This window comes from Brevibacterium sp. UCMA 11754 (assembly GCF_021532275.1).
Classification (GTDB): Bacteria; Actinomycetota; Actinomycetes; order Actinomycetales; family Brevibacteriaceae; genus Brevibacterium.
Genome location: NZ_JACBOT010000001.1, coordinates 455,662 through 478,423, shown reverse-complemented (window position 1 = coordinate 478,423; position 22,762 = coordinate 455,662). Strand labels below are relative to the sequence as shown.

Here is a 22,762-nt window from a genome sequence, read left to right as displayed (position 1 = left end):
GTGTCCGAGGTCAGGGATTCCAGGACGTAGGCACCGGTGCCGACGGGTTCGCTGTTGACGCTCCATCGGCGGCCGGAGTGCCCTTTCGATGGCCTCGCTGGGCAGGATCCAAGGTCCAGCCGTGAGGCGAACGTGGGCGTCGGCTCGCTCAACCGGAAGACGACGGTGGACTCATCCGGTGTCTCGATGTCCTCGATCATCCGGAATGCGTCGACGACTTCCGAGGCGGAGTCGGGGTCGATGATGGCCCGATAGGTGGCGGCCACGTCCTGCGCATCGAAAGCGGAGTCATCGGAGAACGTCACGCCCTCACGCAGTTTCACCGTCCATGCGCTCGAGTCCTCATTCGCCTTCGGTTCCGCGGCTGCCAGCGCCGGTGTCAGGTCCGGCATCTGTCCAGTTCCCGGGTCCTCCTGCAGGCGCAGCAGGCCGTCGTAGAAGGGTGAGTTGCCGTCGACGGAGTAGCCGTTGACGGGGTTGTATCCGCCGAGGTCCTCGGTGCCGATGACCAGCTGCGAGTCGCCCCCGTCGGGGGCCTCGCACGCGGAGAGTACGAGTGCGAGCGCCCCCACAGAGGCCACCAGCGCCGAGGTTGTCCTTCGTTTCATATCATCGACTCAGTTCAGTGCTGGTGGGCTTCTCCACCTTCGGCATGGGTGTGCAGATAGCCTTCGCCTTCTTCCTCGGCGTGGAAGTGCGGGGCCATCGGGCCGGGGTCGACCGGGGTGTGATCACCTTTGACGAAACGGGCGTGGACCTCGCGGACCCAATCGGCCAGTGCGTCAACGGTTTCGGGGACCTTGCGGGAGACTCCGAGCACGGGCCCGCCCTCGCGTGCCTTCTTCGCGTCCTCGAGCATGAGATCGACGTCGACATCGACGTGCGGCCGAGGTCGATCTTGTTGATGATCAGGAGGTCGGCGCGACCGATTCCCGGCCCGCCCTTGCGTGCCACGTCACCGCCGCCGGCGACATCGAGGACGAAGAGCTGGGCGTCGACGAGCGCTGGTGAGAATGTGGCGGTGAGGTTGTCGCCGCCGGATTCGATGAGGACGATGTCGAGGGGGTCGAAGTCCTCTTCGAGGGCCTCGACGGCCAGCAGGTTCATGCTCACGTCGTCACGGATGGCGGTGTGCGGGCAGGCACCGGTCTCGACGGCGCGGATGCGCTCATCAGGCAGGACTCCTGCGGCCTTGAGGAAGCGTGCGTCCTCATCGGTGTAGATGTCATTCGTGATGACGCCGATGCGGAACTCCTGCGCGAGCGCGGTGCAGATATTGGCGATCGAGGAACTCTTGCCGGTGCCGACAGGCCCGGCGATGCCCAAGCGAAGTGCTCGTTTTCCAGTGCTCATTGTCTCTCCTTCTCTTCGTGGTGGTCCTTGTGGGTTGTGGATGTCAGGTGAGTCGTGGGGCTCATCGTGGGACCGCGGACCAGACTGGCTCGCGGCCCCAGGGTTCGCCGATGTGCGTGAGTGCGGCGTCGAGGCGTTTACGCAGGGCCAAGGCGTCGGCCCCGACCGCGGTGATCTGCACGCAGGTGTCGTCGACGGGCAGGATCGCGGTCTGCGGGTCGATGACCACGGTCTCTGCCGGCAGTCCGCCCTCGGGGTCGACGATGACGATGGAGCCGACGCCCTGGCCCCGTCCTGCCACGGCGGGTGAGTCGAAGCCGAGGCTGTTCGGTCCCAGGTCGAAACGTTGGATGCTCAGCGGAGCACCGCCTCGGCGGACGGTCAGGGCGGAACTGAGGTCTCCGGGGTCTTCGCCGTGACGGCCGAGGACGAGCTCTTCGCGGTAGAAGAGTCGCGCGTCGGCTGCGAGGTCGATGTCGACGGTGTGCGTGTGGCGGCACCCATTCGCCGCGATCACCGGCTCCGGCACCCACACCAGGGTCGCTGCCTCGCCGACGTGGGCGTGTGATTCCAACAGTGAGGGGTGACCGTGAACGCCTGGCAGTACGAGGGTGGCCGAGACTTCACGGATGAGCAGGCTCGAACCGTCGCCGACGCTGACGTCGAAGCGGTAGTGGTCGCCGCCGAGTGGCCCGGCTGCTCCCGAGGTCAGGGCGATGCGGGCGGCGTTCGGATCCCGATCGATATAGGGTTCGTGGCGCTGGCGCCGGTGGGTCGCGGCACCAGTGGGGCTGGGCGCGCAGGCCCGACACGCGTGTTCGGCTGGGGGCGGCCGCCGCCACGGCGCCTCGGTCGCCACGGAGGCCCGACACGTCATGCCGCTGGGGCCATTGGCTTTCACCTCGGCAGATGAGGTGCCGGGGCTCCTGTTCTCAGGATGCGAATAGTCGAACATGGTCCTTCACGTGCATCTCGGCGGCGAAATCTGACAGGGGCGAGCTCAGCGCCGGCAGGTCCCGGGCCGGGGTGAGTTCGTAGTCGGCGGCTGCTTCCGCGGCGACGTCGAGTTCCTCGCCCAGGCACAGGATTGCTCCGTGGGCTTGGAAGGGGTCGATGCTCATGAGCTTGACCGCGGCGGTAGCCGGTCCGGTGACTGCTTCGTGGAGCACGACGGCCGCCGTCTCCGCGGCACCCAGCCCCAAGGCTCGACCGATTGCCCCGTACACGAGTGGCTGCTGCAGTCCCTTCGGCAGGTTCTCAAGCAGCGGATGCGGATGGATCCGCTGCATCGACCGCAGCATCAGCGTCCCCAACCACTCCCCCGTCGTGCGCAGGGCCGGGGCGGGTGTGCGGGCACAGAGCTCCGCGTCGAGATCGGCGAGGGACTGCGCGATCTCGTTCCCGAGCTTCTCGTCCACGGTCGTATCCGCGGGACGATCCCCCACCTCGGCGGTGGCGTGGTTCTCACCGAGGAGTCGCCGGGCGGAGACCGCGAAGGCGGCGTTCATCAGCCCGGTAGTGTGCAGGCGTCCGCGCAGGAAGTCCTTCAGGTCGGACACATCGGTGACCCAACCTTGGCGGATGGCCTGTTCGAGCCCACCGGAGTGCGCGTACCCGCCCGAGGGAAGTCGCCCGTCGCCGAGCATCAGGAGGGTCGCGCGTGAGGTGCTTCGTGTCATTCCTGTTCTCAGAACAGGAAATAGCGTTGGGCCATGGGCACGAACTCCGCGGGTTCGTGTTCGATGAGTTCATCATCGATGGTGACGGCGTAGGTGTCGGAGTCGACCTCGATCTTCGGGCGGGCCGAGTTGTGGATCATGTCGTCCTTCGTGACTCCACGTGTCGAGGTGATCGGCACGAAGGGCCTGTCGACGTTGACCTTGTCCGCAATGCCGTCGGCGATCGCATGTTCCGACACGAACGCCATGCTCGTCGCTGCTGCCGCGGACGACCGGAAGTTGAAGCCCATCCGTTCGGACACGGGCTGCGGGGTCGGGATCGAGGCGTTCGGGTCGCCCAAGGCGGCCACGGCCGCCATGCCGCCCTTGAACACGGTGTGCGGGCGGACCGCGAACATCGAGGGCTGCCAGAGCACGAAGTCGGCCAGCTTGCCGACCTCGATCGAGCCGACGTGGGCGTCGATGCCGTGAGCGATGGCCGGGTTGATCGTGTACTTCGCGACATAGCGCATGGCGCGGTTGTTATCGGCCCGATCATCGCCTGCCAACGGTCCGCGCAGGCGTTTCATCTGGTGAGCGGTCTGCCAGGTGCGCATGGCGACCTCACCGATGCGCCCCATGGCCTGAGCGTCGGAGGACATGATCGACAGTGCTCCCATGTCCTGGAGAACATCCTCGGCGGCAATGGTTCCCGCCCGCACCCGGCTCTCGGCGAACGCGAGATCATTGGGCACCTGCGGGTTGAGGTGGTGGGCGACCATGACCATGTCCAGGTGTTCGTCGACGGTGTTGGTCGTGAAGGGCCGCGTCGGGTTGGTCGAGGCCGGGAGAACGTTGAGCTCCGAGGCGATCGTGATGATGTCGGGTGCGTGGCCGCCGCCGGCACCCTCGGTGTGGAAGGCGTGGAAGGTGCGCCCCTTGACCGCAGCGAGCATGTCTTCGACGAAGCCGGCCTCATTGAGGGTGTCGGAGTGGATGGCGACCTGGACCCCGGTGCCATCGGCCACGCGCAGGGCGTTGTCGATGACGGCGGGTGTTGCGCCCCAGTCCTCGTGGATCTTGAAGCCGCCCGCACCGCCGCGCACCTGTTCGAGCAGGGCTTCGTCGTTCATGGTGTTGCCGCGCCCCAGGAAGAGGACGTTGACCGGCCAGGGGTCCATGCTTTCGAACATGCGGGCCAGCCACCAGGGGCCGGGGGTGGCCAGTGTGGCCTTCGAGCCTTCCGTTGGCCCCGTTCCGCCGCCGACCATCGTCGTGGTTCCGGCCATAAGTCCGACCTGGAACATATCGGGTCCGACGTAGTGGACGTGCGTGTCGACGGTGCCGGCGGTCATGATGAGTCCGTTGCCCGCAGCGATCTCCGTGTTCGGGCCGATCACCAGATTGGGGTCGACCCCGTTCATGGTGTCGGGGTTGCCTGAACGTCCGATGCCGACGAACCGGCCGTCGCGAATGCCCACATCGGCCTTGATGACTCCCCAGTGGTCGAGGATGATCACGCCGGTGATGACGAGGTCAGGGGTGCCCTCGGCGCGGGTCCGTGATGATTGGGCCATTGATTCGCGAGCGGACTTTCCGCCGCCGAAGACGACTTCGTTGCCGCCGACACAGTAGTCCTTGTCGATCTCGATGACGATGTCCGTGTCGGCCAGTCGGACTCGGTCACCGACGGTGGGGCCGAACGATGCCACGTATTCGGACCTCGATATGTCAACCATCCAACTCTCCTCTGCATTCGCCTCGGAACCCAAGGGCGATGCGTGCGCCCTGCATGGGAACGAGTTCGACTTCTTCATCGGCATCCGGCTCGAAACGCATCGCGCCGCCGGAGAGCACATTCAGTCTCTTGCCCCAGGACCGTTCGCGGTCGAATTCCAAGCCGGGATTCACCTCGGCGAAATGGAAGTGCGAACCGACCTGGATCGGACGGTCGGAGACGTTGGCGACTCGCAGGGTCGTCACGGCCAAGCCGACATTGATCTCGACCGGCTCATCGCGGAGGAAGATCTGTCCGGGGATGACCTTGTCTGCAGCCGTGACCGGCGCAGTCGATTCCTCGCGTGGCCCCTGCCTCGAACCCGCTCCGGGTCGCCTCGGCTCGCTGGGGCCGCTGGGGCCCGATGAGGGGTGTCGTTCATGCTCGTCGATTCCCGGTTCCACCACGACGGTGGTTTCGACATCCTCGTAGTCGCGCCCGGGGTCATCGCTGGATGTTCGGCGTCGATGTCGCGATGCTCAGGCTTCAGGTCCTCGTTTTCGAACGGGTTTGTGCCCTGCTTCTCATCGTCGGGTCCCGTTTCCGCCGGTCCGTGTTCGTTGCTCATCATTGGAGCGGTCCTGTCACGGTCACGAGTTTGGTCCCATCGGCGAAGGTCGCCTCGACCTGAACCTGGGTGAGCATTTCCGGTACCCCTTCCATGACGTCATCTCAGCAGAGATGACGTCATGGAAGGGGTACGGAAATGCTCACCAGGTTCAGGTCGAGGCGACCTTCGCCGATGGGACCAAACTCGTGACCGTGACAGGACCGCTCCAATGATGAGCAACGAACACGGACCGGCGGAAACGGGACCCGACGATGAGAAGCAGGGCACAAACCCGTTCGAAAACGAGGACCTGAAGCCTGAGCATCGCGACATCGACGCGAACATCCCAGCGATGACCCCGGGCGCGACTACGAGGATGTCGAAACCACCGTCGTGGTGGAACCGGGAATCGACGAGCATGAACGACACCCCTCATCGGCCCCAGCGGCCCCAGCGAGCCGAGGCGACCCGGAGCGGGTTCGAGGCAGGGGCCACGCGAGGAATCGACTGCGCCGGTCACGGCTGCAGACAAGGTCATCCCCGGACAGATCTTCCTCCGCGATGAGCCGGTCGAGATCAATGTCGGCTTGGCCGTGACGACCCTGCGAGTCGCCAACGTCTCCGACCGTCCGATCCAGGTCGGTTCGCACTTCCATTTCGCCGAGGTGAATCCCGGCTTGGAATTCGACCGCGAACGGTCCTGGGGCAAGAGACTGAATGTGCTCTCCGGCGGCGCGATGCGTTTCGAGCCGGATGCCGATGAAGAAGTCGAACTCGTTCCCATGCAGGGCGCACGCATCGCCCTTGGGTTCCGAGGCGAATGCAGAGGAGAGTTGGATGGTTGACATATCGAGGTCCGAATACGTGGCATCGTTCGGCCCCACCGTCGGTGACCGAGTCCGACTGGCCGACACGGACATCGTCATCGAGATCGACAAGGACTACTGTGTCGGCGGCAACGAAGTCGTCTTCGGCGGCGGAAAGTCCGCTCGCGAATCAATGGCCCAATCATCACGGACCCGCGCCGAGGGCACCCCTGACCTCGTCATCACCGGCGTGATCATCCTCGACCACTGGGGAGTCATCAAGGCCGATGTGGGCATTCGCGACGGCCGGTTCGTCGGCATCGGACGTTCAGGCAACCCCGACACCATGAACGGGGTCGACCCCAATCTGGTGATCGGCCCGAACACGGAGATCGCTGCGGGCAACGGACTCATCATGACCGCCGGCACCGTCGACACGCACGTCCACTACGTCGGACCCGATATGTTCCAGGTCGGACTTATGGCCGGAACCACGACGATGGTCGGCGGCGGAACGGGGCCAACGGAAGGCTCGAAGGCCACACTGGCCACCCCCGGCCCCTGGTGGCTGGCCCGCATGTTCGAAAGCATGGACCCCTGGCCGGTCAACGTCCTCTTCCTGGGGCGCGGCAACACCATGAACGACGAAGCCCTGCTCGAACAGGTGCGCGGCGGTGCGGGCGGCTTCAAGATCCACGAGGACTGGGGCGCAACACCCGCCGTCATCGACAACGCCCTGCGCGTGGCCGATGGCACCGGGGTCCAGGTCGCCATCCACTCCGACACCCTCAATGAGGCCGGCTTCGTCGAAGACATGCTCGCTGCGGTCAAGGGGCGCACCTTCCACGCCTTCCACACCGAGGGTGCCGGCGGCGGCCACGCACCCGACATCATCACGATCGCCTCGGAGCTCAACGTTCTCCCGGCCTCGACCAACCCGACGCGGCCCTTCACGACCAACACCGTCGACGAACACCTGGACATGGTCATGGTCGCCCACCACCTCAACCCGCAGGTGCCCAATGATCTCGCGTTCGCCGAGAGCCGGGTGCGGGCGGGAACCATTGCCGCCGAGGATGTTCTCCAGGACATGGGAGCACTGTCGATCATGTCCTCCGACGCTCAGGCCATGGGGCGCATCGGTGAGGTCGCCATGCGCACCTGGCAGACCGCTCACCAGATGAAACGCCTGCGCGGACCGTTGGCAGGCGATGATCGGGCCGATAACAACCGCGCCATGCGCTATGTCGCGAAGTACACGATCAACCCGGCCATCGCTCACGGCATCGACGCCCACGTCGGCTCGATCGAGGTCGGCAAGCTGGCCGACTTCGTGCTCTGGCAGCCCTCGATGTTCGCGGTCCGCCCGCACACCGTGTTCAAGGGCGGCATGGCGGCCGTGGCCGCCTTGGGCGACCCGAACGCCTCGATCCCGACCCCGCAGCCCGTGTCCGAACGGATGGGCTTCAACTTCCGGTCGTCCGCGGCAGCAGCGACGAGCATGGCGTTCGTGTCGGAACATGCGATCGCCGACGGCATTGCGGACAAGGTCAACGTCGACAGGCCCTTCGTGCCGATCACCTCGACACGTGGAGTCACGAAGGACGACATGATCCACAACTCGGCCCGCCCGAAGATCGAGGTCGACTCCGACACCTACGCCGTCACCATCGATGATGAACTCATCGAACACGAACCCGCGGAGTTCGTGCCCATGGCCCAACGCTATTTCCTGTTCTGAGAACAGGAATGACACGAAGCACCTCACGCGCGACCCTCCTGATGCTCGGCGACGGGCGACTTCCCTCGGGCGGGTACGCGCACTCCGGTGGGCTCGAACAGGCCATCCGCCAAGGTTGGGTCACCGATGTGTCCGACCTGAAGGACTTCCTGCGCGGACGCCTGCACACTACCGGGCTGATGAACGCCGCCTTCGCGGTCTCCGCCCGGCGACTCCTCGGTGAGAACCACGCCACCGCCGAGGTGGGGGATCGTCCCGCGGATACGACCGTGGACGAGAAGCTCGGGAACGAGATCGCGCAGTCCCTCGCCGATCTCGACGCGGAGCTCTGTGCCCGCACACCCGCCCCGGCCCTGCGCACGACGGGGGAGTGGTTGGGGACGCTGATGCTGCGGTCGATGCAGCGGATCCATCCGCATCCGCTGCTTGAGAACCTGCCGAAGGGACTGCAGCAGCCACTCGTGTACGGGGCAATCGGTCGAGCCTTGGGGCTGGGTGCCGCGGAGACGGCGGCCGTCGTGCTCCACGAAGCAGTCACCGGACCGGCTACCGCCGCGGTCAAGCTCATGAGCATCGACCCCTTCCAAGCCCACGGAGCAATCCTGTGCCTGGGCGAGGAACTCGACGTCGCCGCGGAAGCAGCCGCCGACTACGAACTCACCCCGGCCCGGGACCTGCCGGCGCTGAGCTCGCCCCTGTCAGATTTCGCCGCCGAGATGCACGTGAAGGACCATGTTCGACTATTCGCATCCTGAGAACAGGAGCCCCGGCACCTCATCTGCCGAGGTGAAAGCCAATGGCCCCAGCGGCATGACGTGTCGGGCCTCCGTGGCGACCGAGCTGAGCGAGCCGGGCCAGCCGGGAACACGCGTGTCGGGCCTGCGCGCCCAAGCCCCACTGGTGCCGCGACCCACCGGCGCCAGCGGCCACGAACCCTATATCGATCGGGATCCGAACGCCGCCCGCATCGCCCTGACCTCGGGAGCAGCCGGGCCACTCGGCGGCGACCACTACCGCTTCGACGTCAGCGTCGGCGACGGTTCGAGCCTGCTCATCCGTGAAGTCTCGGCCACCCTCGTACTGCCAGGCGTTCACGGTCACCCCTCACTGTTGGAATCACACGCCCACGTCGGCGAGGCAGCGACCCTGGTGTGGGTGCCGGAGCCGGTGATCGCGGCGAATGGGTGCCGCCACACGCACACCGTCGACATCGACCTCGCAGCCGACGCGCGACTCTTCTACCGCGAAGAGCTCGTCCTCGGCCGTCACGGCGAAGACCCCGGAGACCTCAGTTCCGCCCTGACCGTCCGCCGAGGCGGTGCTCCGCTGAGCATCCAACGTTTCGACCTGGGACCGAACAGCCTCGGCTTCGACTCACCCGCCGTGGCAGGACGGGGCCAGGGCGTCGGCTCCATCGTCATCGTCGACCCCGAGGGCGGACTGCCGGCAGAGACCGTGGTCATCGACCCGCAGACCGCGATCCTGCCCGTCGACGACACCTGCGTGCAGATCACCGCGGTCGGGGCCGACGCCTTGGCCCTGCGTAAACGCCTCGACGCCGCACTCACGCACATCGGCGAACCCTGGGGCCGCGAGCCAGTCTGGTCCGCGGTCCCACGATGAGCCCCACGACTCACCTGACATCCACAACCCACAAGGACCACCACGAAGAGAAGGAGAGACAATGAGCACTGGAAAACGAGCACTTCGCTTGGGCATCGCCGGGCCTGTCGGCACCGGCAAGAGTTCCTCGATCGCCAATATCTGCACCGCGCTCGCGCAGGAGTTCCGCATCGGCGTCATCACGAATGACATCTACACCGATGAGGACGCACGCTTCCTCAAGGCCGCAGGAGTCCTGCCTGATGAGCGCATCCGCGCCGTCGAGACCGGTGCCTGCCCGCACACCGCCATCCGTGACGACGTGAGCATGAACCTGCTGGCCGTCGAGGCCCTCGAAGAGGACTTCGACCCCCTCGACATCGTCCTCATCGAATCCGGCGGCGACAACCTCACCGCCACATTCTCACCAGCGCTCGTCGACGCCCAGCTCTTCGTCCTCGATGTCGCCGGCGGCGGTGACGTGGCACGCAAGGGCGGGCCGGGAATCGGTCGCGCCGACCTCCTGATCATCAACAAGATCGACCTCGGCCCGCACGTCGATGTCGACGTCGATCTCATGCTCGAGGACGCGAAGAAGGCACGCGAGGGCGGGCCCGTGCTCGGAGTCTCCCGCAAGGTCCCCGAAACCGTTGACGCACTGGCCGATTGGGTCCGCGAGGTCCACGCCCGTTTCGTCAAAGGTGATCACACCCCGGTCGACCCCGGCCCGATGGCCCCGCACTTCCACGCCGAGGAAGAAGGCGAAGGCTATCTGCACACCCATGCCGAAGGTGGAGAAGCCCACCAGCACTGAACTGAGTCGATGATATGAAACGAAGGACAACCTCGGCGCTGGTGGCCTCTGTGGGGGCGCTCGCACTCGTACTCTCCGCGTGCGAGGCCCCCGACGGGGGCGACTCGCAGCTGGTCATCGGCACCGAGGACCTCGGCGGATACAACCCCGTCAACGGCTACTCCGTCGACGGCAACTCACCCTTCTACGACGGCCTGCTGCGCCTGCAGGAGGACCCGGGAACTGGACAGATGCCGGACCTGACACCGGCGCTGGCAGCCGCGGAACCGAAGGCGAATGAGGACTCGAGCGCATGGACGGTGAAACTGCGTGAGGGCGTGACGTTCTCCGATGACTCCGCTTTCGATGCGCAGGACGTGGCCGCCACCTATCGGGCCATCATCGACCCCGACTCCGCCTCGGAAGTCGTCGACGCATTCCGGATGATCGAGGACATCGAGACACCGGATGAGTCCACCGTCGTCTTCCGGTTGAGCGAGCCGACGCCCACGTTCGCCTCACGGCTGACCTTGGGGATCCTGCCCAGCGAGGCCATCGAAAAGGGCACTCCGGCCGCCGATTGGAGCGTCAACAGCGAACCCGTCGGCACCGGTGCCTACGTCCTGGAATCCCTGACCTCGGACACCGCGGTGCTGAAGGCCACGGACGACTACTGGCGCACCACTCCGGAACTGAAATCGGTGACGATCCAGGCCTACGCGGATTCCTCCGCGCTGGCGGCAGCAGTCTCAGACGGCAAGGTCTCCGGGGCAGCCGTGCCACCGCGCTCGGTCGACAAGATCGCGGGGGAGGACCATGAGATCGTCACCGCGAGAACCGCCGACTGGCGCGGACTGACCCTGCCCTCTGACAACCCGTTCACCGCCTCGGCGACCGTTCGCAAGGCACTCAACATCGCCATCGACCGGAACAAGATCGTCGACGAGGTCCTCGCCGGCCACGGCACACCGGCCTCGACCCCGGTCGGTGAGTTCTACGGCGACGCCTACGAACCCTCGGCAAATTTCGAACTCGACGTCAAGGCCGCGCAGAGAATGCTCGACGATGCCGGATGGAAGAAGGGTGACGACGGCCTTCGTTCCAAGAACGGTCAGAGCGCGAGCATCCCGTTCACCTATCCCGCCGGTGACTCCGTGCGCGGGGACATCGCCGCCGAGGTGGCCGCACAGCTCAAACCCTTGGGCATCACCGTCGAAGTCGAAGCCGACGAATGGGACGAGATCGAGAAGTCCATGACCAAGCAGGCGATCGTCTACGCCGGTGGGGAGCAGCCCTACAACATCGATCACCAGATCAGGGCGGCGCTGCACACCCACACAAGCACCTCCGGGGTCTTCGACAATCCTTCCGACGTGGAGATTCCCGGAGCCGACGAACTCCTCGACCATGCCGCCGAGGAGACCGATGAGGCGAAGGCCAACGCGGACTACCGCCGGGTCCAGGACCTCTACATGGACGACCCCAGCTATCTCATCGTCGCCTTCCTCGAACACACCTATGTCGCCGACACCGACGGCTGGGACGTTCCTGACACCACGTTCGAACCCCACGTCCACGGCTCCGACTGGGGTCCATGGTGGAATCTGGCGGACTGGACGAAGAGCTGAGGGGCGCCGTGACCAGGGGCGTCGTACGTCGCTGCGCGATCGTCTGCGGCGGGATGCTCATCGCAGTGCTGGCCGCTGGTGCGGGTGTGTTCGCGCTGGCCGCGGCCTCACCGGCGAACCCTCTGGCTCACACTGTCGGCAGCTGGGAGTTCGCCTCCGAGCAGGCACGAGCCGACCTCGAAGCCGCCTACCACTCCGGTGGGTGGCTCTCCGCCTGGTGGCAGTGGCTGATCACGGCGGTGACCACGGGTGACCTGGGCTATTCCCGGATCCTCCACGCTCCGGTCGCAGAGATCGTGACTTCTCGCGGACTCAACACCATCGCGGCCAGCGTCTGCGCCGCCGCCATCACCGTGATCGTGGTGGGTGCGGTGGCGATCGCGCTGGCCCGCTTCCCGGGACTGGCCCAGAGTTCGAGTGCCTCGGGCATCCTCGGCGCCTGGCTGGCAGTCCCCTCGTTCCTCATCGCGTTGATCATCGTCGTGGTCTGGGGTGCTTCGCTGCCCAATCCCGCCGTCAGTGCCCCGATCACCCTGATCCCCGGGGTGGCGATCACGATCGCGCTCGCCTGGTCCGCCCCGCTCATTGCCGCGGCCCGTTCTGCAGCCGCCGAGGTGTGGTCGACTCCGTGGGCACGTGCACTGATCGGCCGGGGATTTGACCACAGCGCCCGGATCCGCACGGTTCTGCCCACCGTGCTCGGCGCCGTGCGCAGCCCAGCACTGGTCTATCTGCCCACCATCGTCCTCGGCGAGGCCGCCGTCGAAGCGGTGCTGGCCTATCCGGGGCTGGGCAACGCACTCGTCCAAGCCGCCGCCGGAGCCGATCTGCCGCTGTTGGCCACCGTCACCTCGATCGCGGCGGGAATGACGACAGGACTCGTGCTGCTGGTGCGCACCGCGACGGCCAGAGGTGATCGGCCATGAGAACTCGACTGCCGATCGTCGCCATCGCAATCGTCCTGGTGCTGCTCATCATCGGACGCTTCCTGCCGACTCAGACCACTGACTTCGCGAACTCCCTGCTGCCACCCGGAGACGGTGGACTGGCTGGAACCGACCATTACGGACGCAGCGTCTTCCAAACCACCTGGACCGCGGCCGGGGGATCTGCACTTGCCGCACTCCTCACCGCCTCGGCGACAACTCTCATCGGGGCCGCCATCGGAGTCGTCTCCACCCTGTCGCGGGCACTGTCGAAGATGTCGACCGCTCTGCTCATCGCCACCGTCACCGTGCCCTCTATGCTGCTGACCTTCATCGTCGTGGGCATCCTCGGCGGGGGACGAGAAGCGATCATGGTCACGGTGGCACTCACACACTGGCCGATCGCAGCCCAGCTCATCGGGCCGAAGCTCAGCGAAGAATGGAACTCCGGGTGGGTGCGCTTCGACCGCCGCCTCGGCGCCACCCGCTGTCAGATCCTGACCTGGCATCTGCTCCCGGCCGTCTGGGGGCGAGTGGCCGCGGCCATGGCGATCACCTTCCCCTCAGCCGTCGTCCACGAGGCCACCACCTCGTTCCTGGGCATCGGAGTCGACCCTGCCGCGGTGTCCCTGGGCCCGCTCATCGCCTGGGGTCGCAACGACATGACCGTGGGAGCATGGTGGACACTGCTCGTCCCGACGCTGGCACTCATGCTGCTGCTCCTGCCGCCGACGATCATGTCCCGCCGACTCGGAGAAAGGCCGCGATCACTGTGAATGCCATTACCGTGAGCCGGTGTTCTCTGCGACTGCCGTCTGCCGGAGCCCACATCCTCTCCGATCTGTCCGTGACTCTGCCGCTGGGGCACATCACCTGGCTGGTGGGGGAGTCCGGGGCCGGGAAATCGACACTCTGCAATCTGTTGGCCGGACTGACTCCTGCCCGTGCCGATGTCACTGGTCAGCTCGACTTCGGTGCCGAGCATGGTGACCTGGGCGGCGATCGGATCGACCTGGGCACCCGGCGGGGCAGAAAACTGCTGGCTGAGCTGCGCGGGCGCGGTGAACTCGCCTGGGCCCCGCAGAACGCTATGGACACGTTCCCACCGCGGCTGCGTCTGCGGCAGTGGTTCCACCGCGCCGGGATCGATGATCCGGACCTTCGCCCCTTCGGTCTGGAGAACTCGCTGCTTCAGCGATACCCCCACGAGTTCTCCGGCGGACAGATCTCCCGAGTCTCCCTGGCCGCGGCACTGTCACACACGCCGAGGCTGCTCGTCTGTGACGAACCCACAGCCGGACTTGATCCCCGGCAGGCTGATTCCATGGTTGACATCCTCGACGACTGCGCCCGTACCAATGGAGCCGCCGTACTCGCCGTCACCCACGACCTCTCCGGCATGGCCAGGAACGCCCGAGGCGATGACCGTGTCGCAGTCCTCTTCAACGGACACATCGTCGACACCTGCACCGTCGAGAGCTTCTTGGCAAGAGACGCCGACAATGCCTACAGTCGGGCCCTTGCCGCAGCCGTACCGGACGCGGGAGCCCACCCGCTGCCGTTGACTCCTGGCCACCTCGGCGGGCAGGAATATCGTGTCGGCGATGAACTGCGTCGCTTGGACGGGGCACCCATCCACGGCAGCAACGCCATCGACGGCAGCACCGCCATCCATGCCGGTGACGCCATCGACGGCAGCGACGACGTCCTCGCCGGCGATGATCGGGCACAGCAGAATCGGGGTGACGCCGATGGAGCTGCATGAGCTCGAGGTCGACTACGGGACCACCCTGATCGGCCCGGTCAGCGCCGATTTCCCCGCCGGGAACGTCACCGTTCTGCGAGGTGGTTCGGGCAGCGGCAAGACCACCCTGTGCCTGGCCATGACCGGATTCCTCACCCCCACCAGCGGGCGCATCCGCGGTGAGCCGGGCGTGCTGGTACCGCAGAACCCACGCGAATGGCTCAACCCCAGGCACACCGTCGCCGAGGTGATCGACCGGAGCGCTCGCATCCTCGGCCGCAAGCTGGAGGCCGAAGAGCGAACCGACATCTTGGCCCGTGCACTGCTGGACCCGGAGCTGCTCGAGCACAAGTGCGGTGAGCTCTCCGGAGGTCAGGCCGCCAGGGTGTGCCTGGCCCGGGCCCTGGCCAGCGGAGTCGACACGATCGTCTGCGACGAACCGACCGCGGCACTCGATGCCTCGAATGCCGCGCGGTTCGCCCGTCTGCTCAGCGCCTTGGCCGAGGCCGGGCACACGATCATCTGGGCCACACACGATCTGCCACTGGTCATGGCAACCAACGCGAACAGCAGAATCGTGTCCCTGGACCGCTGGCGTTGAGCCGCAGCCATACGCGGAGAGCGCCACCTCGGCCGAGGAGAGCGCCACGTCGGCCGAGGTCAGCTCCGCGGGGCGCCCTTGATCGCAGGTTGCACAGTGACCCAGCGGCGGGCGGCGACGATGAGCATGGTGATGAGTCCGACGATGAGCAGGCCGTCGGCGGCGATGTAGAACAGGTGCAGGCTCGACCCGCCCTAATCGACACCGGCGAGCACGGCATCGGTGCGCTTGTTGAGTAGGGGGCGGATCACGGCGACCTTGGCGATGAGGACGACCGTCACCGCAGATGTCAGCAGCCGGTACCCGGCACCGACGGCTGACTTGAACACCGACCACAGCAGGATCACGGCAATGACGATCTCGACCCAGTTCATGGCGGTGAAGACCAGACGGCCGATGCCCAGCCCCAGCGGGATCGTGATGCCCGGAGCGGTGAACTTCAGCGGTGCCTCGATCAGGGAGATGCCGATGATGAGACCGAGCCAGATGGCAGGAAGAACGATGCGAGCACCCGCGGAGAGACGGGTGTCCTGAGAACTGAAGACCTTGGCCATGCCTCGGATTCTACTCCCAGTAGAAGATCGGCGATATCGGCGCGCAGAAACCACCTCGCACCCTAGCCTGGAACGCGTGCACTTGCGCTCTAGACTGGTGCTCATGCGTCTGTTCTCCAATGCCGTCGTGCGAAGTTCTGCACCTGCCTCCCCTGATGCCACCTCGGCGGTCGCACCCGACTCGATCCTCGTCGACGGGGAGACGATCGTGGCCGTGGGCACCAGAGCCGAACTGCTCGACATCGCAGCCTCCGAGTCCTCGACGACGGCAGCGCTCGCCTCGGCGGGAGGAATCGGGGCCACCGCGGTGATTCCGGGCCTCGAAATCGAGGAGATCGACTGCGCCGGCCAGGTCATCCTGCCCGGCCTCGTCGACGCGCACATGCATTCGATCCACTACGCAGACTCCCTGACCGACCTCGATCTCTCCGATGTCCGATCCTTGACCGAGGCGGTCGACGCCATCCGTGAACGCGCCAGCCAGATGCCGTTCGGCGAATGGGTGGTCGGCTCCGGGTGGGACATCAACAAGTGGGATGACCCGCGCTACCCCGATCGCGAACTCCTCGACCAGGCCGTGCCCGACCACCCGGTGGCGATGTGGTCGGTCGATCTCCACACCCTCTGGACGAATGCCCACGGCCTGGAGATCGCCGGCATCGATGATCTCACCGTGGACCCGTTCGGCGGAGAATTCGTTCGCGATGACGAGGGCTCGCTGACCGGGCTGGTCCGTGAGGATGCCACCGACCTGGTGGCCAGATTCATTCCCGAACCCTCCCGCGCAGAACAGGTCGAGCGACTCGATCGCACCCAGAAGCTGTTCCTCTCCCAGGGGCTGACCGGGATCCACGACTTCGACTCCATCGCCTCGACGCTGGGGTGGTACGACCTGCGCGAAGCCGACCGACAGCACATCCGCGTGACGAAGTATCTGCGCTCACCGGAGGTGCCCTGGGCTATCGAGACCGGGTGGCACACCGGCGACGGCGATGACTGGCTGCGCCGAGGTGGCCTGAAGCTGTTCTCCGACGGAGCCCTGGGCTCGCACACCTGCCACATGTCCAAACCGTTTCCCGAGCCGCACGCTCACGAAGAGACTGTGACCCCCGACGAGGCGGGCGCCGAGCAGGAGTTCTACACCTACCCCGGCAGTGTGCCCGAGGACGCCTTGAGCAGTGCGCCGGAGGACGCCAACTACGGGATCGCCCAGATGTCAGAGGACGATCTGTTCGAGAACGCACGCTGGGCCACCGAGGCCGGCATCTCTGTTGCCATCCATGCCATCGGCGATCAGGCCAACCACCATGTGCTCAACGTCTTCGAACGTCTGCGCCAGACCACGACGGAGGCGCAGGAGCGCTTCGAACGACCACTGCGCCACCGGGTCGAGCACGCCCAATTCATTCAGCCTGCCGACGTCGCCCGGTTCGCCGAACTCGACGTCATCGCCTCCATGCAGCCCCGTCACTGCATCTCTGACCTGCACCTGCTCCACCTCATCGACGAATCCGCGCAACTTGCCGCCTACGCCTGGCCCGACCTGCTGGCCGCCGGGGCACACGTGGCATTCGGCTCCGATGGGCCGGTGGAGCCCGCCAATCCCTTCGCAGCGATCTATGCGGCGATGACCAGGGCGAATATCTCGGGGGAGGCGAGCACGAGCTTCCAGCCTCGACGTCGGATCTCCGCCGCTGAGGCAATTCGGCAGCATACCCAGGGCCCGGCCTATGCCGCAGGACTCGAAGATCGACGAGGCTATCTGGCCCCGGGCATGGACGCCGACTTCATCGTCGTCGACACCGATCCGCTCGTTGCCGAGGGGCTCAATCCCAACGCAGCCGACTCCGACGATGGTCTGCTCGGCTATGAATCCGAAGAAGCACTCTTCGCCCACGCCGAGGCGATCCGTGACACCACAGTCGCGCTGACAGTGGTCGGCGGCCAGGTGAAATACCAAGCCTGACCGGCACCACCGCTCGCCCGCGGCTCAGCCACCGCCTTCCTGCCACCCACCCGAAGTCCCGTCCTGCCGAAAAGGATCCTCACATATGCTTCGCTCGTTCATGGCTCGGGCGCGGAAGATCGATGCCGCCACCCCCGACTCCCGCAACCGAGAAGTCGACTTCCTCCGCGCGGCAGCGATCACCGTCGTCGTGCTGGGGCACTGGACGATCATCGCGGTGAGCTCCACCGGAGGCATCGAGCCGCACGGCCTGCTTGATGAGGCTCGCTGGACGCACCCGCTGACCTGGGTGTTCCAAGTGATGCCGATCTTCTTCCTCGTCGGCGGCTATTCCAACGCTCTGTCCTGGCGTTCGGCGAGACGGAAGAACATCGGCTACGCCGAATGGCTGCGCGCCCGCCTGCGTCGCCTGGGACTGCCCCTCATCCCACTTCTGCTCGTCTGGCTGCTCACCTGCATCATCGCGTTGAGCTTCGGCGCCGAACCGGCCGCGGTGCAGCTGGCATCGCAGATGGCTCTGGTGCCCACCTGGTTCCTCGCCGCCTACCTGCTTGTCGCCATCGTCGCCCCACCCTGCTTGGTGCTGTGGGAGAAATGGGGCTGGTGGTCGATCGTCCTCGGCATCGTCGCGGCCGGAGTCATCGACATCGTCAGCATCACCACCGGCAGCATTCTGGCCGGCTACCCCAACTATCTGCTCGTGTGGGCCAGCTTCCACCAGTTCGGCTACGCGTGGCTCGACGGCAGGCTCTCGAGCCTGAAACGCTGCCTGCTGCTCTTCGCCGTCGGCGCCCTCGGGCTCGGGCTCCTCGTCGGCTTCGGTCCCTACCCGGTCTCGATGATCACCGCCGGCACCGATGCGATCTCCAACTCGGCCCCGACCCGGGTGACAATGGCCTTCCTCGGAATGGCCCAGGCGGGAATCGTGCTCATGCTTCAGCGACCGCTGGCGGCGCTGCTGCGCAGCCCCGGACTGTGGATGCTCACCGTCCTTGTGAACCAGCGGATCATGACCTGGTTCCTATGGCATCTCACCGCTTTGACGGCCCTGGCCCAGGTGCTCCTCGCACTCGATGCCGGAGCGCTGCTGCCCACCCCGCTGACCGGTGCGTGGTGGCTGACCCGCCCCCTGTGGTGCCTGGCGCTTCTCGCGATCACCGGCATCCTTGTCGTGATCTTCGGCCGGTTCGAATCTGCGCAGCCCGACGATCGCCCTGCCCCTCGGGTGTGGATGCCGATCCTCGCCGCGGCAGCGATCTGTGCGGGACTGGCGATCATGGCCGATGTGGGCATGGTCAACGCATCCGGGGTGACCTGGATCTGGCCGCTGCTGCCGCTGGTGGGCATGATCGTCTTCGGCGTCGTCAAACTTCCAGATAGGCTCTCCCACCGAGGCTGATCCCATACAGAGGGTCCCGCCGAGGCACCGTTATCGGTCCCATCGTGGGTATCGCAAGCTGTTGGCTGAGACATCCACGATTTCGGCATGCTCTTGGCTCGGGGCCTCAACGCTGATCCGCCAGTTTCGTGATCTGCTCCCGGCACTTGTACGTGGGGTTACGCCCGTGGCGGTCGCCGCTGAATCAACTCGACGTATCGGGGCATCAGCTGAACCTAGACGATATTCGGTCCAAGCGGCTCGGAAGACAGTGGGGCGAGGAGCCCGCGGCTGGCTCCTCGGGATCTTATGATTGTCAAATAGGGCTGGTTGGTGTCCCACGGGCGAAGTCCGCGACAATTTACGGGCGCAGTTTGGAATGTAATTGGAGAAGATTGTCGGCGTACAGATCGAAATTGTCGTCTGCTGCCGGCGGATCACCGCCGGGCCTCGGTACATACGCAGTACGCAGACCAGCCTTCGCCGCTGCGCGCAAGTCCCAAGCATGAGCCGCAACCATATATGGTGTCGGCGTTCCCACGGGCGTGACCGACAGTGCGAGCCGATAGATCGCAGGATCGGGCTTATATGTATTGGCGTCCTCTGCCGACAACACCTGATGCCACCTCATCCCGGAGCTGCCGCGCAGCCCGGTGAGTACCCGGCGGCTTGCGTTGGATAAGCCCGCCACCGGCACATCGGCTGAGAGCCGCGTCAGCGCTTCAACAGTGTCTGGCCACGGCTCCAAGAGCTGTGAGGCAGAGCTCAGCGGTCGGACAGCTGCTGCGGGCAGTACGCCCTTGCCTACCAAGCTCTCAAGCGCCTCTGCATCGAGGACGTGGCTCGGAACGAAGGCAGTGTCGCCAGCGATGATCTCGTCTTCCCGCTCGGCGACGTGAGCCAGCCACGCATCCACTACTCGCCCTGACGTGTCCTCGTCTCAGCCGGTGACGGCTCTTGTCTGTCGACGCAGACTGCCCACTTGATCCACGAGAGTTCCCAGGACGTCAAATATTATCGCGGGTCTGTCAGATCCAGGGGTGCGCATAGCGGTTAGAACGTCAAGGGATTTTGTTCTATTCCGGTCCCCCGTGGTGGCTTCTCGGCGAAGCACGGTCGCGATTTGGGGCTGGGATGTACAGGTTTCCTCAGCCAGAGTGAAGGGCCATCATGACAGTATCTGCTGTTGACGCTGAGTAGCCTCGAATACATGACGACGTTCTCAGATTGCTATCATTCGCGCTCACGCCCTCGGGTGGTGTTAACCTCAATCGCCGTGCTGGTATGTCTCCTGGCGATGGCAGTCCCTTCACCACCGGCCCACGCTGATGCCGGGTACACAGTTGATGACTATTTGGCCAAGGTCGTCGATTCCGGAGTACCTGGCATAGCTGTGTCGGTGATGCGCGATAACGAAGTCGCCCAGACCTCGGCAGCAGGCGAAGCGGAAGATGACCGACCGATGACGGCTGACACTCCGCTTCGGATCGAATCGTTGTCGAAGTCGTTCACCGCCATGGCGGTGATGCAGCTCGAGGAGCACGACAAGATTGATCTCGACAAACAGGTGCGAACTTATCTGCCCGAGTTCACCATCGACGATCCTCGCGGTGGAGGCATCACCGTGCGCCAACTGCTCAACCAGACGTCGGGGATGACTGACGCCACGGCACCAAATCTCTACGACGGCGGTATCACAACGCTCAAGCAATCTGTCGCCCACCTGAAGACCGCTACCTTGGCCGCTGACCCAGGGGCCGCCTTCAATTACCACAACCCGAACTATCATGTCTTGGCCAGGATGGTCGAGGTCATCAGCGGCGAACAGTTCGATTACTACCTCTCACAGCACGTCTTCAAACCATTGAATATGACGTCGACGAAGGACACTCAGCAGTCCACGGACCGAGTACCCGCAATGGCACGCGGGCACTCGATCGTATACGGCAAGGCCTTCGACTCTGACGGATCTGGGTATTTCAGCGAAGGCTCCGGTGGTGTGGTCAGCACGGCGAACGACATGTCGAAGTGGCTGCAGATGCAGAGCAGCGGGGGTCGCACACCTGACGGCACACGCCTGGTCAGTCAAGAGGCCATCGACCTTATGCACACACCGGGGTCCAAGGCCAGCAATGGCTACGGTTTCGGCTGGTACAACGCCGAGTCCGCGGAAGGGCCACCGGTGCGTATCTCGCACAGCGGTGCCGGTGCAGGGTTTGGTGCTTACCAGGGGATCTTCACAGAGTCAGGAGACAGCATCGTCGTCATGATCAACTCCGGTACAGGCATCACATCACCGGACCCGGGCGTGCTGGCCCAGAACCTGCTGCACGACCTCAACCCCGAAATTCCCGCTCTGCAAGCCTTCTCCAACGGAGTGTGGACGGATTTGATCTTGACCGGGCTGGGCCTGATCACTGTGGCTCTTGCCGTTGTTGGGCTGGTGCGTGCTCGGCGCTGGGGCCAGCGCCGAGCCGGCAGAAGCAAGATCTGGACCATTCTGCGGCTGATCCCACCGCTGATCCCGATAGCCTGGGTACTCGCCCTGCCCAGCCTGCAACTGTTGCTGACCGGGCGTACAGCACCATACTCACTGCTGTTCCACGTCAGCCCCGTGGCTTTGATCTGGTTCTTCACATGGGCGATCGTCTGCGGTGCGCTGGTCGCCGTACGTATTGTCAGTTACGTCCGGTCGGAACGGTTGGATTCGACTAGCACTGGACCAAAGGGCGACGACTCCTCAGCTCCTGCCGAAAGCTGTAGATAGTTCCGGCGACCGTGTGCCTACTCACCAGCGGCCGATGCTTTCCAATCGCAAATGATCAGCTCGATGGAAAGCACTCAGATGTGGCGTCCCCCGGAGATTTCCGTGACGGTTCCGGTGAGGTAGCTGGACAGGCCGGAGGCGAGGAACAGCACCACCGAGGCAACCTCTTCGGGCTCTCCGGGACGGCCCAGCGGGATCTCGGCGAGCTTCGAATCGATCGCGTGCTGGGGCATGGCCGCGGTCATCGCGGTGTTGATGAAGCCGGGCTGGATCGCATTGATGCGGATGCCCTTGAACGCGACCTCCTTGGCCACCGCCTTGGTCATGCCGACGATGCCGGCCTTCGCCGCCGAGTAGTTCGACTGGCCGAGCATGCCGACCTTGCCGCTGATGGAGGAGACGTTGACGATCGCACCGCCGCGGTCCTGTTCGCGCATGAGGCCGGTGGCGACCTTGAGCCCGTTCCAGGTCCCGCGCAGGTGGACGGAGATGACGTCGTCGAACTCCTTCTCGCTCATCTTCCGAATCGTCGCGTCACGGGTGATGCCGGCATTGTTGACCCAGATGTCGACGCCGCCGAAGATCGTCGTTGCCGCATCGGCGAGCTTCTGTGTGTTCTCCAGGGAAGCCACATTGCACTCGACCCCGGCGGCAGAGTCGGATCCGCCGAGTTCGGTCACGGCCGACTGCAGGCTCTCCTCATTCATATCGCCGAGGACGACCTTGGCTCCGGAGTTGACGAGGCTGCGGGCCATGGCCAGGCCGAGGCCCTGGGCGCCGCCGGTGACCACGGCGACCTTGCCGGTGAGCAGGCCGGGGATCTCGGAGATGCCCTGGGCGGTGGAGGCGGTGGTGGCTGGTGCGTCGGTCATCAGGTCCTTCTTTCTTTGCGTGTGGATGTGTCTTCTCAGCGTGGAG

Annotated in this window: 22 protein-coding genes and 3 pseudogenes; 15 read left to right on the top strand and 10 right to left on the bottom strand. The window is 65.3% G+C overall.

Annotation, left to right across the window (positions count from 1 at the left end):
• From HX613_RS02160 to HX613_RS02130, 7 genes and pseudogenes are all read right to left on the bottom strand, one after another.
• The coding region (locus HX613_RS02160; protein ID WP_235343868.1) for an ABC transporter substrate-binding protein at window positions 1-608 on the bottom strand (608 nt) is incomplete at its 3' end.
• Between the two features lie 14 nt (window positions 609-622).
• Window positions 623-1,353: pseudogene (gene ureG / locus HX613_RS02155) on the bottom strand (urease accessory protein UreG).
• Between the two features lie 61 nt (window positions 1,354-1,414).
• The gene (locus HX613_RS02150) at window positions 1,415-2,308 is read right to left on the bottom strand and encodes an urease accessory protein UreD (protein ID WP_235343867.1); all 894 of its coding nucleotides are present in this window, start codon (window positions 2,306-2,308) and stop codon (window positions 1,415-1,417) included.
• Window positions 2,286-3,032, bottom strand: coding sequence for an urease accessory protein UreF (locus HX613_RS02145; protein ID WP_235343860.1), 747 nt, complete (start codon window positions 3,030-3,032; stop codon window positions 2,286-2,288). The genes HX613_RS02150 and HX613_RS02145 overlap by 23 nt, the downstream gene beginning before the upstream one ends.
• Before the next feature lie 8 nt (window positions 3,033-3,040).
• On the bottom strand, window positions 3,041-4,750 hold the full coding sequence (locus HX613_RS02140) for an urease subunit alpha (protein ID WP_235343861.1): 1,710 nt from the start codon (window positions 4,748-4,750) through the stop codon (window positions 3,041-3,043).
• Complete coding sequence (locus HX613_RS22445; protein ID WP_235343865.1) at window positions 4,743-5,195, bottom strand: urease subunit beta; 453 nt, start codon at window positions 5,193-5,195, stop codon at window positions 4,743-4,745. The genes HX613_RS02140 and HX613_RS22445 overlap by 8 nt, the downstream gene beginning before the upstream one ends.
• A gap of 160 nt (window positions 5,196-5,355) precedes the next feature.
• Window positions 5,356-5,460: pseudogene (locus HX613_RS02130) on the bottom strand (urease subunit gamma); the annotation flags it as partial.
• Here HX613_RS02130 and HX613_RS22915 point away from each other — a divergent pair.
• From HX613_RS22915 to HX613_RS02075, 12 genes and pseudogenes are all read left to right on the top strand, one after another.
• Window positions 5,460-5,571 (top strand): annotated as a pseudogene (locus HX613_RS22915) (urease subunit gamma); the annotation flags it as partial. The pseudogenes HX613_RS02130 and HX613_RS22915 sit on opposite strands and share 1 nt — an antisense overlap.
• Window positions 5,568-5,903 (top strand): hypothetical protein, encoded by a 336-nt coding sequence (locus HX613_RS02125; protein ID WP_235343864.1) that lies wholly within the window; start codon window positions 5,568-5,570, stop codon window positions 5,901-5,903. The pseudogene HX613_RS22915 and the gene HX613_RS02125, both read left to right, overlap by 4 nt.
• Before the next feature lie 28 nt (window positions 5,904-5,931).
• The gene (gene ureB / locus HX613_RS02120) at window positions 5,932-6,183 is read left to right on the top strand and encodes an urease subunit beta (RefSeq protein WP_235343863.1); all 252 of its coding nucleotides are present in this window, start codon (window positions 5,932-5,934) and stop codon (window positions 6,181-6,183) included.
• On the top strand, window positions 6,176-7,885 hold the full coding sequence (locus tag HX613_RS02115) for an urease subunit alpha (RefSeq protein ID WP_235343861.1): 1,710 nt from the start codon (window positions 6,176-6,178) through the stop codon (window positions 7,883-7,885). Before ureB ends, HX613_RS02115 begins: the two co-directional genes overlap by 8 nt.
• Window positions 7,886-7,893: 8 nt before the next feature.
• The gene (locus HX613_RS02110; RefSeq protein ID WP_235343860.1) at window positions 7,894-8,640 is read left to right on the top strand and encodes an urease accessory protein UreF; all 747 of its coding nucleotides are present in this window, start codon (window positions 7,894-7,896) and stop codon (window positions 8,638-8,640) included.
• Window positions 8,618-9,508, top strand: a complete 891-nt coding sequence (locus tag HX613_RS02105; RefSeq protein WP_235343858.1) for an urease accessory protein UreD — start codon at window positions 8,618-8,620, stop codon at window positions 9,506-9,508. The genes HX613_RS02110 and HX613_RS02105 overlap by 23 nt, the downstream gene beginning before the upstream one ends.
• 61 nt (window positions 9,509-9,569) lie before the next feature.
• Window positions 9,570-10,301, top strand: a complete 732-nt coding sequence (gene ureG, locus HX613_RS02100) for an urease accessory protein UreG (RefSeq protein ID WP_235343857.1) — start codon at window positions 9,570-9,572, stop codon at window positions 10,299-10,301.
• A 14-nt stretch (window positions 10,302-10,315) separates the two neighbouring features.
• Window positions 10,316-11,908, top strand: coding sequence for an ABC transporter substrate-binding protein (locus HX613_RS02095; protein WP_235343856.1), 1,593 nt, complete (start codon window positions 10,316-10,318; stop codon window positions 11,906-11,908).
• On the top strand, window positions 11,875-12,834 hold the full coding sequence (locus tag HX613_RS02090) for an ABC transporter permease subunit (protein ID WP_235343855.1): 960 nt from the start codon (window positions 11,875-11,877) through the stop codon (window positions 12,832-12,834). The genes HX613_RS02095 and HX613_RS02090 overlap by 34 nt, the downstream gene beginning before the upstream one ends.
• On the top strand, window positions 12,831-13,610 hold the full coding sequence (locus tag HX613_RS02085) for an ABC transporter permease (protein ID WP_235343854.1): 780 nt from the start codon (window positions 12,831-12,833) through the stop codon (window positions 13,608-13,610). Before HX613_RS02090 ends, HX613_RS02085 begins: the two co-directional genes overlap by 4 nt.
• 11 nt (window positions 13,611-13,621) lie before the next feature.
• Window positions 13,622-14,599: an ATP-binding cassette domain-containing protein gene (locus HX613_RS02080; protein WP_235343852.1), complete on the top strand. Its 978-nt coding sequence runs from the start codon at window positions 13,622-13,624 to the stop codon at window positions 14,597-14,599.
• Window positions 14,586-15,179, top strand: coding sequence for an ATP-binding cassette domain-containing protein (locus HX613_RS02075; RefSeq protein WP_235343851.1), 594 nt, complete (start codon window positions 14,586-14,588; stop codon window positions 15,177-15,179). The genes HX613_RS02080 and HX613_RS02075 overlap by 14 nt, the downstream gene beginning before the upstream one ends.
• A 194-nt stretch (window positions 15,180-15,373) precedes the next feature.
• Here the strand turns inward: HX613_RS02075 and HX613_RS02070 are convergent, their stop codons facing one another.
• Complete coding sequence (locus HX613_RS02070) at window positions 15,374-15,733, bottom strand: hypothetical protein (RefSeq protein WP_328284878.1); 360 nt, start codon at window positions 15,731-15,733, stop codon at window positions 15,374-15,376.
• A gap of 103 nt (window positions 15,734-15,836) precedes the next feature.
• Between HX613_RS02070 and HX613_RS02065 the strand changes: the two genes are divergently transcribed.
• Both HX613_RS02065 and HX613_RS02060 read left to right on the top strand, forming a co-directional pair.
• On the top strand, window positions 15,837-17,699 hold the full coding sequence (locus HX613_RS02065; protein ID WP_235343849.1) for an amidohydrolase: 1,863 nt from the start codon (window positions 15,837-15,839) through the stop codon (window positions 17,697-17,699).
• Between the two features lie 85 nt (window positions 17,700-17,784).
• The gene (locus HX613_RS02060; protein WP_235343848.1) at window positions 17,785-19,098 is read left to right on the top strand and encodes an acyltransferase family protein; all 1,314 of its coding nucleotides are present in this window, start codon (window positions 17,785-17,787) and stop codon (window positions 19,096-19,098) included.
• Between the two features lie 340 nt (window positions 19,099-19,438).
• Here HX613_RS02060 and HX613_RS02055 read toward each other — a convergent pair whose 3' ends face one another.
• Window positions 19,439-19,993, bottom strand: coding sequence for an HAD-IA family hydrolase (locus HX613_RS02055; RefSeq protein ID WP_235343847.1), 555 nt, complete (start codon window positions 19,991-19,993; stop codon window positions 19,439-19,441).
• A 381-nt stretch (window positions 19,994-20,374) separates the two neighbouring features.
• Between HX613_RS02055 and HX613_RS02050 the strand changes: the two genes are divergently transcribed.
• Window positions 20,375-21,844, top strand: a complete 1,470-nt coding sequence (locus HX613_RS02050; RefSeq protein WP_235343846.1) for a serine hydrolase domain-containing protein — start codon at window positions 20,375-20,377, stop codon at window positions 21,842-21,844.
• 74 nt (window positions 21,845-21,918) lie between these two features.
• Here HX613_RS02050 and fabG read toward each other — a convergent pair whose 3' ends face one another.
• The gene (fabG, locus tag HX613_RS02045; RefSeq protein WP_235343844.1) at window positions 21,919-22,716 is read right to left on the bottom strand and encodes a 3-oxoacyl-ACP reductase FabG; all 798 of its coding nucleotides are present in this window, start codon (window positions 22,714-22,716) and stop codon (window positions 21,919-21,921) included.
• Between the last annotated feature and the right edge of the window lie 46 nt (window positions 22,717-22,762).

Bases quoted from the DNA above. Each gene is read 5' to 3' on its own strand.
- HX613_RS02150 (WP_235343867.1), bottom strand. From the start codon at position 2,308: ATGTTCGACTATTCGCATCCTGAGAACAGGAGCCCCGGCACCTCATCT.
- HX613_RS02145 (WP_235343860.1), bottom strand. From the start codon at position 3,032: ATGACACGAAGCACCTCACGCGCGACCCTCCTGATGCTCGGCGACGGG.
- HX613_RS02140 (WP_235343861.1), bottom strand. From the start codon at position 4,750: ATGGTTGACATATCGAGGTCCGAATACGTGGCATCGTTCGGCCCCACC.
- HX613_RS02125 (WP_235343864.1), top strand. From the start codon at position 5,568: ATGATGAGCAACGAACACGGACCGGCGGAAACGGGACCCGACGATGAG.
- HX613_RS02115 (WP_235343861.1), top strand. From the start codon at position 6,176: ATGGTTGACATATCGAGGTCCGAATACGTGGCATCGTTCGGCCCCACC.
- HX613_RS02110 (WP_235343860.1), top strand. From the start codon at position 7,894: ATGACACGAAGCACCTCACGCGCGACCCTCCTGATGCTCGGCGACGGG.
- HX613_RS02105 (WP_235343858.1), top strand. From the start codon at position 8,618: ATGTTCGACTATTCGCATCCTGAGAACAGGAGCCCCGGCACCTCATCT.
- ureG (WP_235343857.1), top strand. From the start codon at position 9,570: ATGAGCACTGGAAAACGAGCACTTCGCTTGGGCATCGCCGGGCCTGTC.
- HX613_RS02095 (WP_235343856.1), top strand. From the start codon at position 10,316: ATGAAACGAAGGACAACCTCGGCGCTGGTGGCCTCTGTGGGGGCGCTC.
- HX613_RS02090 (WP_235343855.1), top strand. From the start codon at position 11,875: ATGGTGGAATCTGGCGGACTGGACGAAGAGCTGAGGGGCGCCGTGACC.
- HX613_RS02085 (WP_235343854.1), top strand. From the start codon at position 12,831: ATGAGAACTCGACTGCCGATCGTCGCCATCGCAATCGTCCTGGTGCTG.
- HX613_RS02075 (WP_235343851.1), top strand. From the start codon at position 14,586: ATGGAGCTGCATGAGCTCGAGGTCGACTACGGGACCACCCTGATCGGC.
- HX613_RS02070 (WP_328284878.1), bottom strand. From the start codon at position 15,733: ATGGCCAAGGTCTTCAGTTCTCAGGACACCCGTCTCTCCGCGGGTGCT.
- HX613_RS02065 (WP_235343849.1), top strand. From the start codon at position 15,837: ATGCGTCTGTTCTCCAATGCCGTCGTGCGAAGTTCTGCACCTGCCTCC.
- HX613_RS02060 (WP_235343848.1), top strand. From the start codon at position 17,785: ATGCTTCGCTCGTTCATGGCTCGGGCGCGGAAGATCGATGCCGCCACC.
- HX613_RS02050 (WP_235343846.1), top strand. From the start codon at position 20,375: ATGGCAGTCCCTTCACCACCGGCCCACGCTGATGCCGGGTACACAGTT.
- fabG (WP_235343844.1), bottom strand. From the start codon at position 22,716: ATGACCGACGCACCAGCCACCACCGCCTCCACCGCCCAGGGCATCTCC.